The following is a 13759-nucleotide window of genomic DNA, read 5'->3' on the forward strand; positions in this document are numbered from 1 at the left end:
TTGCTTTCTACTCAAAGAGAATCTAGAAAGCTCATGAGATCTTTATCATCTCGCCATGGCTTTACTTTTTTCTTTTCACCAGTAACTTCACAACAAGCTAGCGCTTTTGCTTTCATTTCCAAATCAACTTCCGCATAAACATTCGTTGTATTAATAGAAACATGGCCTAACCACGCTCTAATTGTATTAATGTCAACACCAGACTGCAATAAATGTGTGGCGGTAGTATGGCGAATGGTGTGAGGACTGACTTTTTTCTTGGTTATATCAGGGAAAATAGGTAAAATTTTTTCGACATGTCGTTTTACTAAAGTATGAATACCAAAACGTGTAATAGGTTGCTTACACCGATTGAGGAAAACATGCTCTAGAGGCTCTCGAGATTGGATTACCCTTTTAAGCTCTGTAACCGTTTTTTCCCATAACGGACAGCGCCTTAATTTATTGCCTTTTCCACGAATGAGTACTGTAGATAAGTCTCTTTTTGTATAGGCAATATGAAGATCATCAATTAGAAGCTGCGCTGCTTCATCGGCCCGAGCACCTGTGTTGTAAAGAAACAGTAGCAACGTATAATCACGCTGACCTTGTTCAGTGGTTTTATCTGATGCATTAAGTAAAGCTTCCATTTCAGAACGTTCAAGATAGGTAATCAGTGTTCTGCCTGTTTTCTTAAAGGGTATCATTTGCATCTGACGACACCATTCAATATGTTCAGGACTATTTAACCCAATAAATTTGGCGAAGGCATGAATCATGGAGAGACGTTGGTTTCTAGTGGATAAAGAAGAATGTCGATTTGTTTCTAAATCCCAAAGAAAGTCCTTTGTTATTTCTGCCGTCATGTCATCAATCAATAAGTTCTCAATAGACTTTTTATTTTTCTTCGCAATAAACGGCAGCATTAGTCGAAATGTATCACGATAGCTTTGTTGCGTATTTTTGGATAAATTTCGAATACTAATCAAGTACTCTTGTAAAAAGCGTCGAATCCATGAACTGATATAATAAGAATTTTTCATTTCTTCTCTCCCGTAATATATCGCTCGAAACGTTTGTTAGCCTCATGAAGTAAGTTGTCAGTCATCGTCAAGTAAGCAGTTGTATGAACAAGATATTTGTGTCCAAGGTACACTGACAAGACAGGCAACAACTGTTGAACATTTTCATTTTCTTTATACCAAAGGGTTAGTCTATTCACAGCAAATGTATGCCTGAGATCATGTATTCTTGGTTGATAGCGAGCACCATCATTTCGTTTGATACCAGCTTGCTGTCGTATTCTCTGGAATATTCCTCGCATAGTATCTGCATTAAATGCTTGGTTGTTTTTTCCAATAAACAAGGGGGCCTCTGATAATTGTGCTTGATGTTGTTTAATCCGCCATTCTAAATAAGTGTCAATAAACTCTTTGATTTGCAAATTAAATGGAACTAATCGAGATTTATAAAATTTGGATTCTTTTATAGTGATAACGGAATTTTCTCGATCAATATCGCCTAAAGTAATGGCAACCGTTTCGTGTAGTCGCAAGCCTAATGCATAAGTTAGCACTAATACGGCACGAACCATGACAGGTGAAATATGGCTTTTGTTGATTGGATAATTCAAGGCCATATAAAATAAGTCTTTAAGCTCTTGTTTTGAATAAATATAAGGAACAAAGGGTGGAGGTCGTTTAGGTAGCGTTTGTGGCAAAGGAATTTTGGAAACATACCCTCGTCTCAATGCATATTGATAAAACCCCAAGATCGCTGTGTGTTTAACAAACCATGCTGAGGTTATGGGTTGAGAATCGTCGTAAAGAAAAATGATTAATTTCTTTTTCTGTAATATTTTCTATTGTGGCTAATTCCCCCATAGTTTTACAAAAGGACTTGAGATACATTTCATTTGTTTTAAATTTCTCACCTAATGATTTTCTGTAATTGATGTATTGCTCAATAAGTTCGCTCAGTTTCATAATAAATCTCCTAAGTTCATCCCTTCGCTCACTTTTCTTAAATTGACCAGATCAACCTTTGCATAAATCCGTGTTGTATCTAGCCCTTGATGCCCAAGATGATCACTGATTTCTTTTAAAGATACGCCTTCGTTAATGAGATGAGTGGCGCAAGCATGCCTCAAGGCATGTGGGCCTTGATGTTTTATCGTCAGGTGAAGAGGTTTTAATCGCCTATTAACAATACCAAAAACAGTACAGCTTTTTAGCGGGCGATAAGGTGCTCTTCGACATAAAAATATTTCCCTAAATGAGCAACATGGCCTTACTTTTTTTAGATAATTTAAAATGGCCTCACCGACCGAATGGATTAATGGAAAAACTTGAGGTTTCGAAGCTTTTGCTCGTTTTAAATGTAGTTGTTCGTTTTTCCAATCAATATCTTCCAAAGATAAATGGGTCACTTCACTGCATCGTAAGCCATAAATTGCAAGCAACATTAAAATAGCATGGTCCCTAATATCTGTTAGACAATCTGTCTTTGAGGCCGCTAATATCTTTTTTACATCATCCCAACTGGGTGAATAGGGTAAGGATTCATAACGATAAACACGTGGTGCTTTGATACTGTCCGCCAAATTTTTTTGGCACCATCGTTTCGTTTCTGCGTACCGTAGAAAAGATCGGAGGATACTCACATAAGATTGAACACTTCTTCGAGAGTATTTATCAATTTGGTGTTTTTTTATTATAATTTCATCAATAATCAATGGCGTTACGTTTATAAAGTCTTTTTCTTTTTTATCAATATGAATCAAAAAATCTTTTAGAACAAAAAATCTTGATTTAACGGTGTTTTCTGAAAGCCCTTGTTCGTTGTGCATAAACTCAAGAAATTGAGTGAGATATACTTCGAATGGAATGGATTCTTTAGGTTCTTTTTTTAAACATCCCAACATATCAAGCCAGCGTGTAGCATCTCTTATAAACTTCTCTTTTGCAGATTTGGAGTAGATAGTGTTCTTTCTACTGATTTTTTGAGTTTTAGCCCAGCGCTCTGCGGCATTTTTAATTTCATTTACAGTAACGATTCTCAGCGCATAAAAATCAAGATACTCCATGATGCGCAATAAATATTGATCAAAACACCTTAGTTCATCTTTTGCCGCACCGTTCACTTTCCAATACTCCAAATATAAAAGACGCTCTTTTAACAATGGCGAATTAGCATGACGTTTAAGTGCTGCACCACGTTCAAAAATTTTAGTAATTAATGGTATATTCTCTTCAGGAAGTGCAGCTAGCCGGTTATTCATTTGCAGCCAATGAATGGCATGCCAAGTAAAATGGTCTTTTGCTGAGAAGGAAAATTCCCTTCGTTTTTGTGGATGTTTTGATTGGTATCGAGCCCATTTATCCGCCGCTTGATCTATTTCTTCTAAGCCGGCTGTTTGCTTTGACTCCAAATCTAGAAACTCAATAATGCGTAATAGATACTGTGCTGTATCACGTATCGTTTGATCTACTCTACCACGTCCTTGAAGATACTGAAGATATTGTATTCTTTCCTCAAGAAAAGGAGCTTGGGTATGTCTTTTAACGTAGTAAGGTCGTTTAAATAGTTGTTCAAACATGATAGCGTCTCCTGAATAGTGATAACCATTACAGAATAGACATTTCTATTATGTTGTATTAAAAGATACCTGAACGAGATAGAATGAGGCTTTTATGACTCAACAACACATAACTGCTGGCGCAACATATGATTTAAAAATCAATAAACTAACACATGGTGATGTTGGTCAAATGCAAATGTATGTGAATTATTATGATCGAGACATTAAACAAAATGATGATAATCCTACAATAGGATTGCTTCTTTGCGCAGAAAAAAATGATGCTGTAGTGAAATATACCTTGCCCGAAAACAACAAACAGATATTTTCTCGAAAGTACCAACTTCATTTACCGACAATTGAACAATTAAAAGAGGAAGTCAAAAGGGAATACCAAGAAGCTAAAATGTTACTTGAAAAAGAACCAAAGGCCACATAATGATGGCGCGATTACACCAACTATAATCTTATCGATTTAGCTACAAATTAGAGCTTAAATGATGGGAGCTAAATCGATATTCACACTTTTTTATACTCTCAGGCCTAGTGTGTACGTAGACCCTGTTTTCGGTCAAGATTAGTTCCCACATTCAATAATGTAGTCGTCATTAATTAGCATTTCATTTAATATCATTAGCAATTCAAGGCCTAAAACCGCCTTATCATCAATAAATAGTTACGCCTCTAAGCATTATCGGCGTTATGAACTGCTTCTATTTCCCATCTGATTTAATAGTTAATCGATTTGTTCTAAATAAAATCTTAAATGTTGTCCAAAAACAGGGTCTACGTACTCACCACCCCTAATAGTGAATTTATGTTTTATCTTTGTAATTATATCCGTATCATCCCAAGCCAATTCAAATGAATTTATCTAGAAGTGAAGAGAAAATAAAACGTAGGATCGAAGTATGCTGATATTAATTAGATCAAATAGAAGATGTATTAAATACATAATTAACTGTTTGATATGCCAATTCTTTTGAAGAATTAATCAAATGAATAATTTCATCAAAATGATAGTTTTTATTTTGAGCAGACTGTGTTGTTTCCACCACTAAGATCACCACATTATATTTTCTCACAGCTTATTAATAGCAAGCATCATCGTAGTATTTTGAGAATCATGTGTTTCGCACTGATACTTGCTAGAATTGTTGATCTGAAATTGATCGCATCAGGTACAAAATATTAAATACGTCATTCTTGTTTCATTAGTTTAGGAATTAAGTGCACGTAGATAAGCTCACTTACTAACTCCACGAGTGTTTGAGTGACAATGATCGCTGGCAGAATAGGAACAGCGCCTGGTATCGCAAAAGCAAGCGGTAAGACAACAAGTGAGTTGCGTGTACCTGCGCTGAATGCTACAGACCGGCTGGAAGGCACATCCAAATGGAACATTCGAGCAATAAACCACCCAGCCCAAGGAGCAATAATAGCAAAGGCAAGGTAGATTGGAATTACTTTTAAAACAGAGCCTGTCGCAAGTCCTAGCTGCGGTACTACCGACGTAATGACCACGAATAGAACAAGAGCCGTCGCTGGTACAGGCATCAATCCAAGTGTTATTAAAACCCGCTTGCCAGTTGATTTTCGATTAGCCCACACCTGCATGAGTGCAGCGAGCACAAGCGGAATAGCAATGATCCACACAAAGGCCTCAATAAATGGGCCAAGATGAACTAAGAGGGCAGCTTTTTCCTCAAGGAGTAGTCCAAGATAGATAGGTAGAAGCAGCATTTGTAAGATGAGAAGGGAAGGAGTCGCCACCAACAGCAGGCGAGCATCGGCGCGTCCAATATGTGCAAAAGTTACGACATAATCAATACAGGGAGTGAGTAAAACCAACAGCACGCCGAGTCGTACCATTGGATCGACGGGAAGAAATTGGACTAACGCGATTACAATTACCGGGACAACCATGAAGTTCACAACAAATAGAACTATGAGAAAACGAAACTTCACTAGTGCATGCTTAAAGTCAGCAAGTGGCACTTGTAGGAAAGTTACAAACAGCATCAGAGCTAATGTAAGGTTTACACTGCTTGCAAAAACTTTCGTGGCCGGCACGAGCAAAGCAATTATGCTAGCTATAATAACTGTAGAAAAATAAATAATGATTTGCTTAGCTTCAAGTATTTCTCTTATTGTTTTCATGTTCATTTTTTGCCTTTAAGCACGTTCCAAGTAAATCTGAGAGAGGCAAAAATACCAGATTAATCAAGCTCACCCCATATGATTTGCTTTATAAAACCAGTGTCACCTCAACCAAAATGCAACATTTACTAGTAGAATAAGAAAACGTGAGAAAAATTAACTAGTGGTTCCTGACGGCCTTGATACACCCGAAACTAAAGCAAACATAGAGGTTAATCTTGCTATTGTAAAATTGATATGCGCTTTTAATACTTAGATACCTTTGATCTTAAACCAAATTTACTATTTTATTGAAGTACTCTCAAAATGCAGCTCCGATGCGCGCACAAGGCCATATATGCAAAGGCCCGATCAAAATTTGAATTCCTTTAAAAATTCTGTTGTGTTATCTATAGTCATGGGCACACTAAAATAATAACCCTGCATTTTATCGCACCCATTATTCTTCAAAAACGTATACTGTTCTTTTGTTTCAACACCTTGTACAATGACTTCAAATTGCAAATTCTTAGCCAATTCAATCATTGCAACAACAAGGGATGCATCCCACGAATTGATGTGTGCATTTTGTATCACCGTTTGATCTATTTTAATATGATCAACTCCAAAACGCTGCAAATATCTTAATGATGAATACCCTGTCCCAAAATTATCAATAGTAATTTTTATACCTAGATTTTTTAGGGTATTAATAGTTTGTAGTGTATATTCCGGATCCTGCATCGCTAAACTCTCACTAAACTCTAATTCAAGAAAATGAGGAGCTAATTTACTTATATTTAATGCCTTGATGATGCTATCTGCAAAATCAGGCTGTCTAAACTGTCGTGGTGAAACATTGATTGATACGGTTAAAGAAGGAAATCCTGCTCGCTGCCATAAACTAGTTTGTACACAAGCTGTATTTATTATCCAGTCACCTAATTGAATGATAAGTCCGGTTTCCTCTGCCAAAGGAAGCATTTGTTGAGGCGAAACTGTTCCAAATTCATGGTGTTGCCAGCGCAACAAAGCTTCTAAAGCTATAACACGATTCTGAATAATATCTATCTTAGGTTGAAAATAAAGTTGAAATTCATTTTTATCCAAAGCTTCTAGCAAAGCGCTTTCAAAATCAATTGTTCTATGGTCTTTCAAATTAGGCTTGTTAGTATAAAATTGATAATTATTTCCACCATTTTCTTTTGCTTTATATAGTGCTGAATCAGCATTTCTAATTAGTGTTTGATAATGCACTCCATCTGTCGGATAAATACTGATACCAATACTAACAGCCATATATACTTCATGCTCCATAATTTTGGCGGGGCGTAATAGTGAGTTCTTGATTTTTTCAGCAGCAATAGCAGCTGAATCATCTCTACTAAGATCTGTTAAAATAACAACAAACTCATCCCCTCCTAATCTTGAAACAATGTCATCAGAACGGTGACAGTTCTTAAGTCGTTCCGCCGTTAGTTTAAGGAGTTGATCGCCAGCTGCATGTCCGAGCGTATCATTAATTTGTTTAAATTTATCAAGATCAAGAAATAAAACAGCAAATTTTCTATTGTGACGTCGGGATGTACTAAGAACCCTATCAAAAAGATGTTCTAATTGATTACGATTAACTAATCCAGTTAATTCATCAAAATAGGCTTTACGCTCGAGTTGTGCTTCCATATCCTTTTGTTTATTGTTATCCAAGATATTAATGATAAAATAAAGAGGTATTTGTGATTCATCACGTGCCATGGAAACATTGACGTTTGCCCAAGTTATATGACCATTTTTACAAACGTACCGCTTAGTCATTTGAAAATGAGAAATTTTTTCGTGTACTAACTGTTGAACATTATCAAGGCTGCTTTCTAGATCATCAGGATGAGTAATGTCTCGAAAATGCATGTTCTGCAACTCGTCCTTATCATAACCAAGCATTTTGCAGAAAGCAGAATTCACTTTATTTAAATAACCATCTAAAGTTGCGAGTACTATACCTGTGGGAGAGTAATCAAATGCGATTTTGAAACAGTCTTTATTGTCATCTATAAAAGATGGGCTCATTTTATATTCCCTTGTTGAATCTATATTAACGTGTTAAGAAAAAGTCCTAAAAGATATCAGGGCAATTCATATGAAACCGACAACAAGACAGTGATTCCAGGCGTTTCTTGACCATACCGCTGCCAAAAAATTGAGAATGTGTGCAGTTGAACGATCCCCATTAAAGCTTCGATTATGACACATACCATCCAAATATTTCTTTACATAAAAAGCTTCTTTATTTAAATGGGCTAAACCAAATCGGCGAAGTAAACGCGCAATTGATGACCGTCAAAAAATTAATATTAATAATAAACTAATGGACAATTTTTACATATAAGCTATTTTTTTCTATAATTCATAACAACCAAAATAGATTAACTATTTGATAAATATAGCATATAAAAAGTATCTTATTCTAGAAATTAAACTTTTTAACAGCCACTGAAACCGCTGTATGATATCCATTCCCTATGCCTTTGACTTTCGCCAAAAATTGTCTATTAGACCCCCGGCCGGGATCCTGGTAAAAAAGGGTCATGTTCAAATTAGGCACAAATTATAGTTTTGTATGTGTGCAACACTGAACACCTATCAAAATAATCTAATCAAAAAATTCTTGAATTTAGCCAAAACTTATCTACTATTAGCTTGAAGTGGTTTGATACCTGATAGGAATGAATAACTCTTCTTCTGAATCAGGGTGCTCTCCTATATATTTATCACCCATTATCGCAAAATGTGGTCTTTCATCAAGTTCAAAACTAGATTCTTTTAGCCATTGATAATGGATATAATAAAAGGTTTTTTCAGCTTCACTAGGCTTACCGATATAAGTAAATATGGCATAAAGGCCTGCAGGTATCGTTAACACTTCCAGGTTTTTTGGAAGATTTTTGCTAATATCGGCTTCTACGGCGGCATATTTCTTAAATGTAGTTTTTGGATCAAAGTCTTTGAAAAAATTTGTATTAGGAAAAATCTGAACTGAATATTTCAAGTGATTTTTTTTATTTGGAATATTTTTTATAGTTGGGCTAAAATTCCGCCAAAGTTGTTCCGTTTGATCCTCTGCAAATGACATTTCAAACTTAGATGCAATGAGTTTAATTTCAGCTATTGTAGTTATCTTTGGTTCTAGTCTTTTTAAGTTTATATTTTTCAATTTTCATCATCTTATAATCTGGATATCAAATCCATCAAGTAAATGAATCGCATCTGGAAAACTGAACTTTGCTTTTCTAATATCATTTTGAGTGGGATCAATAGAATAACTGTGAGCTTCTGTGAAATCAGACGCATACAATTTTGTGTGGACAAATTGGCTTTTCTCAAAATCAGTTAATTTAAAGTTGGCGCGCCTTAAATCTGCCTCTCTAAAATCAACATCATGTGCAATACATGCTTCAATCACCAGTTCTTGCAGTTCCAAACCATAAAAACTTGAATGCGATATAATGGAACTGTAAAACTGAAATGGGCTGGATAGTCGAATATGTGGCCAGTTTAGCATAGTCCAATTAACGCCTGTGACTTTTGATTCGAAAAAAGTAATATCTTTAAATGATGACGCTTTGAATTGAACTGTACTTAAATTGCAATTTTTGAACTCACAGTCAATAAATTTACATCGGATAAACTGAGATTCAGAAAAATTTGTACTGACAAATTGGCATCCTTCGAATAGTTTATCCTCAATTATTGTAGAGGGATAACTTAAGTTAGAAAATTTTTGCTCATAATATTCAGTGTTGCTTGAAAATATAGTAGGTTCCACTGAACTAAGCCTCCGACTTAATATGCTCAATAATTTTTTGAACAGACTCATCTACAGTATGTCTTGAAGTATCAATTGACATAGATACTGACTCCCACGGTTCATAATCTCTATTTAGAACATCGTCCCATTTAGGTAACTTATGACCATATATATCTGCTTCTCTCCCTTCAACTCTACATTGATGTTCCTTTTTATCTGAACAAATTAATTCAATTTCAACAAAAATGGTATTTGCTTCTTTCGCTACTTGGCGCCAATCATGGCGCGTAATGGCAATTGGATTAACTGAGTCAGCAATAACATCTAAGCCCAAGGCTAAATTTTCTTTCGCGATAGCATAGCTTATTAAATAACCCTCACAACCTATTAATAATGAATCAGGGTAACCCTCTAAATTTTTTAAAGTTTGCTCAAGAGTATCCACCCTTAAGTAAGCGGCCTTTAAGCGTTTGGCTACTTCTTTAGAAATTGTTGTTTTACCAGTTCCTGGTAGTCCACCAAAAATAATTAGCATTATAATTCCTGTAATTGTGCAGATAAAATTCGTCTTACCGATGTTCGGCCAATGCCAAGCTTTTTAGCAATTTCAGATTTGCTCAATCCAGACTCAAATAAATGATATATTTCAGATTCATACTTTTTTATTGTCGTAGGTCGACCGTGATTTTTCCCTTTTTGTCTTGCATGGGCAATACCTGCTTTCACTCGCTCACGCAAAATCTCTCTTTCAAATTCTGCAAAGATTGCAAGTAACCCAGCCATTGCCCTTCCTGTAACAGTGGTAAGATCTAAGGCTTCTGTCAAAGAGATAAATCCAACACCTAATCCGTTTAACTCATTCAATGTATGAAAAAGATCATTAACTGAACGACCCCATCGGTCCAACTTCCAAACAATGATAACGTCGATCTGCCGACGTTTAGCTTGGTTAATAAGTTCTTCACGTTGGGGCCGAGTATCTTTAGCCCCCGACCCAATTTCTGTAATTTCACTTTCAATATACCATTCACGCGCCTGAGCATATTTTTTCATTGCCTCAATTTGTAGGTTTAACGTCTGTTGGTCATGCGTTGAAACTCTGGCATAAATTCCTGCTTTCATACCTGGCCAAAAACCCCCTAAAATTCGTCCGTCTAAAACCCTTTAAATATAAGGATCAAAAGTCTTGATTTTATCATGGCCATAAACTAATGTTTTCGGCCACCACAAAAGATACCTTAAATTCACAATGACTGCAATTCATGAAACCGCTTATCCAAGATTGAAACCAAATCCTGACGACCAAGAACTCAAACAGAATTTTTTGCCATCAAAAGCAGAGCTTGAACTACTCAATAAAAGCACCAGTGAGAAATCACCTCATAGCCGGCTTGGTTTTATGCTTTCGCTAAAATGTTATCAATGTTTAGGGTATCACATTTCAATCAACACAATACCTAAACCAATTATCGAATATATTGCAAACTGCATTGAGATCAAAGTAGATAAAGCAAAGCTACAAAATTACATGCAGCTAAAACAACGCAAGCGTCACAAAACAGTTATACGCAAATTTCTGTCTATTAATGAGTGCAAGCAGCAACGCAAGTCAATAATGAAGTCTGCTGGCTTAAAATCTGCGGCTATTAAAGAAAATTTAGCTGACATTATCAATGATATGCTCGAAGAGCTTATCAAAAATAATTTTGAAATTCCGGCATTTTCAACATTGCTCAGATTGGCACGTGCTGCTCGAACAATAGTTAGCTCGGTACTGTATCAAAAAGTCAGCGACCAACTTACCGATGAGACTAAGCAATTTTTTGACCAGTTATTGCTATCCACTTCGCCAGTCCATGAGTTCAGCAGTGGCTGGGAATATCTTAAACAAGAAATGAAAAAACCATCTGTCGCAAACATTCGAGAATTTACTGATTACCTGGATCAGTTACGTAAGTGGCGAGATGAAACCCCAATTGATCTTTCTGATATTCCTGAACACCGTTTAGATCAATATGTTGCTGAAGCAATGGCTTTAGATATTGCCGATATGCGCCGTATTAAAGAAGCCAAAAGATATGCTTTATCAGCTATGTTGTTATACCATCAGTACGCAAAATCGCTTGATAGCATTGTTACTGTGCTGGCACGCTGGCTGCGTAAAATAAAAAATGATGCAGCGGAAGCGCTGCAGGAAATCAGAAACTCCAACCAAAAAATAACAGATCAACTCATTGGTAGCCTTAAACAAGTTCTCGTCGCAAGCAAACAAACTGCCCAAACACCTGAAGAAAAACTAGTGCTAATTGAGCAAAGCTTACCAAATGATATCGATGCTTCAATTGAAGCCTGCGAACAATATCTGGCTTATGCTGACGATAACGATTTACCTTTAATGCTGAAGTATTATCAAGTAAAAAGACATACTATGTTTCGCTTACTCAAGCAGATTGAGATCAAGTCAGCTTCTAAAGATGTGCTAGTAGAAAAGTTAGTCGAATTCATATTGGCACACCAACGAAGCCATGGAGAATATGTTGAAATCAATCCAGAAGAGTTTAACAATTTGGAATGGCTTGATGACCAGTGGTTTCAGTTCATTACCGAGGGCAAGACCAAGCGTTGCACTAATCAAATTCGAACCGTTAATAAACAGAAATTAGAGCTAGCTGTTTTTAGATTTGCCATGGATGAAATTAACTGTGCCGATGCTTTTGCTCTTAACAGCTATGAGAACGATGATCCCAATAAACAATTTATTCCATGGGATGAATTTTACCAAAACCTAAAGCCTTATACTGAGCTGATAGGTAAGTCTGACGATCCCTGGCTATTTGTAAAAGAACTACAGGTAGAACATCAGCAAGCGGCTGAAAAGGTGAATCGCAATTTTGTCGATAATGAATATTTGAACATTATCAATGGTGAGCCAGTATTAAAGAGAGCTATCAGTAAGAAAGTGAGTCAAGAACAAGAAAAATTTTCAAATTTAGTAGCATCCAAAATGCCGTTAACAGATATCGTCTCTGTACTTACTGACGTAGAAAATTGGCTTGGTATCAGTCGCCATTTAAAGCCCTTATCAGGGTACGAACCCAAAATTGATGACTATGATTTGCGGTTTATTGCTACCAGTTTCGCATATGGTTGTAATGTAGGCCCAGTTCAAGCTGAGCGATGCTTGAAAAAGTATTCACGTAAACAAATTGCTTGGTTATTCAATCACCACATTACTGAGCTTCGTCTCAATAAAATTAGTGAAGTCATTATCAAGGCATACAAACAGTTTGAGCTACCTTATATTTGGGGCAATGGTGAAAGTGCTTCTGTTGATGGGACTTATTGGGATATGTATACCAATAATTTACTGGCAGAGCACCATATTCGCTATGGAAAATATGGAGGGATTGGCTATTATCACGTTTCTGATCAATATGTTGCTTTGTTTGGAAACTTTATCCCGTGTGGTGTTTATGAGGCCATTTACATTTTCGATGGGATTTATGAAAGTGATGAAGCCTTACGTCCAGATACAATCCATGGGGATACACATGCGCAAAACGAAGTGGTATTTGGGTTTGCCTATTTGTTGGCAATAACACTTATGCCCAGAATACGTAGTTTCAAGCATCTCAACTTTTACCGACCAGCTGGAATGAATGAAAAATCATACCAACATATCAGTGATATTTTTACATCGAAAGAGCCCAACTGGCAACTCATAGAGTCAATGTACTACGATATGTTGCGCGTTGTTATGTCAATCCAAAGTGGCAAAATCAAAGCGTCAACTATATTGAAAAAGCTGCGCTCCAATAGCAAGAAGAATAAGCTGCATCAAGCGTTCCGTGAATTGGGACGAGTGGTGCGAACCATTTTTCTTTTAAATTATATTGCTGATGTTGACCTTCGTAAAAAGATTCAAGCAGCTACTTGTAAAAGTGAAGAGTTTAATGATTTTATTGACTGGATCGCCTTTGGCAAGGACGGCGTTATTCACGAAAACAATAGTATAATTCAGCAAAAAATTATTGCGTTTGGCAGGATGGTTGCTAATGCTGTGATGTTCTACACTGTTGCCAACACAACCAATGTTTTGAACCAGCTTTCTGCTGAAGAGGTCAAATATAGTAAGGATGATTTATCGATTTTATCAGCGTATTTCAGGGAGAATATTAACCGCTATGGTGTTTTTGATTTGTCCAGGTCACGACAGACAATGCCATTACAGTTCGGTATTAATAGGGATTAAAAAT

At 36.3% G+C, this 13759-nt stretch carries 12 protein-coding genes; 2 read left to right on the plus strand and 10 right to left on the minus strand.

Features of this window, described 5'->3' with window-relative positions; genetic code table 11:
* Positions 1 to 11: 11 nt before the first annotated feature.
* The 4 genes from Lwal_RS04380 to Lwal_RS04395 are packed head-to-tail and all read right to left on the minus strand — an operon-like array spanning position 12 to position 3577.
* Positions 12 to 1022: a tyrosine-type recombinase/integrase gene (locus Lwal_RS04380; protein ID WP_058479698.1), complete on the minus strand. Its 1011-nt coding sequence runs from the start codon at positions 1020 to 1022 to the stop codon at positions 12 to 14.
* The gene (locus Lwal_RS04385) at positions 1019 to 1750 is read right to left on the minus strand and encodes a tyrosine-type recombinase/integrase (RefSeq protein ID WP_197697703.1); all 732 of its coding nucleotides are present in this window, start codon (positions 1748 to 1750) and stop codon (positions 1019 to 1021) included. Before Lwal_RS04385 ends, Lwal_RS04380 begins: the two co-directional genes overlap by 4 nt.
* 13 nt (positions 1751 to 1763) lie before the next feature.
* Positions 1764 to 1964 (minus strand): hypothetical protein, encoded by a 201-nt coding sequence (locus Lwal_RS17790; protein WP_058479700.1) that lies wholly within the window; start codon positions 1962 to 1964, stop codon positions 1764 to 1766.
* Entirely contained in the window at positions 1961 to 3577 is a 1617-nt protein-coding gene (locus Lwal_RS04395; RefSeq protein WP_058479701.1) for a site-specific integrase, read from the minus strand. The genes Lwal_RS17790 and Lwal_RS04395 overlap by 4 nt, the downstream gene beginning before the upstream one ends.
* Positions 3578 to 3671: 94 nt before the next feature.
* Between Lwal_RS04395 and Lwal_RS04400 the strand changes: the two genes are divergently transcribed.
* Positions 3672 to 3998 carry a PDDEXK nuclease domain-containing protein gene (locus Lwal_RS04400; RefSeq protein WP_058479702.1) on the plus strand — a complete coding sequence of 109 codons (327 nt, stop codon included), beginning with the start codon at positions 3672 to 3674 and terminating at the stop codon, positions 3996 to 3998.
* A gap of 761 nt (positions 3999 to 4759) precedes the next feature.
* Here the strand turns inward: Lwal_RS04400 and Lwal_RS04405 are convergent.
* The 6 genes from Lwal_RS04405 to Lwal_RS04430 form a co-directional block, all read right to left on the minus strand.
* Positions 4760 to 5725, minus strand: coding sequence for an arsenic resistance protein (locus Lwal_RS04405; protein ID WP_197697704.1), 966 nt, complete (start codon positions 5723 to 5725; stop codon positions 4760 to 4762).
* Between the two features lie 345 nt (positions 5726 to 6070).
* Positions 6071 to 7765: a sensor domain-containing protein gene (locus tag Lwal_RS04410; RefSeq protein ID WP_058479703.1), complete on the minus strand. Its 1695-nt coding sequence runs from the start codon at positions 7763 to 7765 to the stop codon at positions 6071 to 6073.
* Positions 7766 to 8390: 625 nt separating this feature from the next.
* Positions 8391 to 8909, minus strand: a complete 519-nt coding sequence (locus tag Lwal_RS04415) for a GyrI-like domain-containing protein (RefSeq protein ID WP_058479704.1) — start codon at positions 8907 to 8909, stop codon at positions 8391 to 8393.
* 6 nt (positions 8910 to 8915) lie between these two features.
* Complete coding sequence (locus Lwal_RS04420; protein ID WP_058479705.1) at positions 8916 to 9521, minus strand: pentapeptide repeat-containing protein; 606 nt, start codon at positions 9519 to 9521, stop codon at positions 8916 to 8918.
* Positions 9522 to 9525: 4 nt separating this feature from the next.
* Complete coding sequence (locus tag Lwal_RS04425) at positions 9526 to 10038, minus strand: P-loop nucleotide/nucleoside kinase family protein (RefSeq protein WP_058479706.1); 513 nt, start codon at positions 10036 to 10038, stop codon at positions 9526 to 9528.
* Positions 10038 to 10625 (minus strand): recombinase family protein, encoded by a 588-nt coding sequence (locus tag Lwal_RS04430; RefSeq protein ID WP_058479707.1) that lies wholly within the window; start codon positions 10623 to 10625, stop codon positions 10038 to 10040. Before Lwal_RS04430 ends, Lwal_RS04425 begins: the two co-directional genes overlap by 1 nt.
* A gap of 127 nt (positions 10626 to 10752) precedes the next feature.
* Between Lwal_RS04430 and Lwal_RS04435 the strand changes: the two genes are divergently transcribed.
* Positions 10753 to 13755, plus strand: a complete 3003-nt coding sequence (locus Lwal_RS04435) for a Tn3 family transposase (RefSeq protein ID WP_058479708.1) — start codon at positions 10753 to 10755, stop codon at positions 13753 to 13755.
* Positions 13756 to 13759: the final 4 nt, after the last annotated feature.

The organism is Legionella waltersii (assembly GCF_001468085.1).
GTDB classification, from domain to species: Bacteria; Pseudomonadota; Gammaproteobacteria; order Legionellales; family Legionellaceae; genus Legionella; species Legionella waltersii.

Bases quoted from the DNA above. Each gene is read 5' to 3' on its own strand.
- Lwal_RS04380 (WP_058479698.1), bottom strand. From the start codon at position 1,022: ATGAAAAATTCTTATTATATCAGTTCATGGATTCGACGCTTTTTACAA.
- Lwal_RS17790 (WP_058479700.1), bottom strand. From the start codon at position 1,964: ATGAAACTGAGCGAACTTATTGAGCAATACATCAATTACAGAAAATCA.
- Lwal_RS04395 (WP_058479701.1), bottom strand. From the start codon at position 3,577: ATGTTTGAACAACTATTTAAACGACCTTACTACGTTAAAAGACATACC.
- Lwal_RS04405 (WP_197697704.1), bottom strand. From the start codon at position 5,725: ATGAACATGAAAACAATAAGAGAAATACTTGAAGCTAAGCAAATCATT.
- Lwal_RS04400 (WP_058479702.1), top strand. From the start codon at position 3,672: ATGACTCAACAACACATAACTGCTGGCGCAACATATGATTTAAAAATC.
- Lwal_RS04430 (WP_058479707.1), bottom strand. From the start codon at position 10,625: ATGAAAGCAGGAATTTATGCCAGAGTTTCAACGCATGACCAACAGACG.
- Lwal_RS04425 (WP_058479706.1), bottom strand. From the start codon at position 10,038: ATGCTAATTATTTTTGGTGGACTACCAGGAACTGGTAAAACAACAATT.
- Lwal_RS04410 (WP_058479703.1), bottom strand. From the start codon at position 7,765: ATGAGCCCATCTTTTATAGATGACAATAAAGACTGTTTCAAAATCGCA.
- Lwal_RS04435 (WP_058479708.1), top strand. From the start codon at position 10,753: ATGACTGCAATTCATGAAACCGCTTATCCAAGATTGAAACCAAATCCT.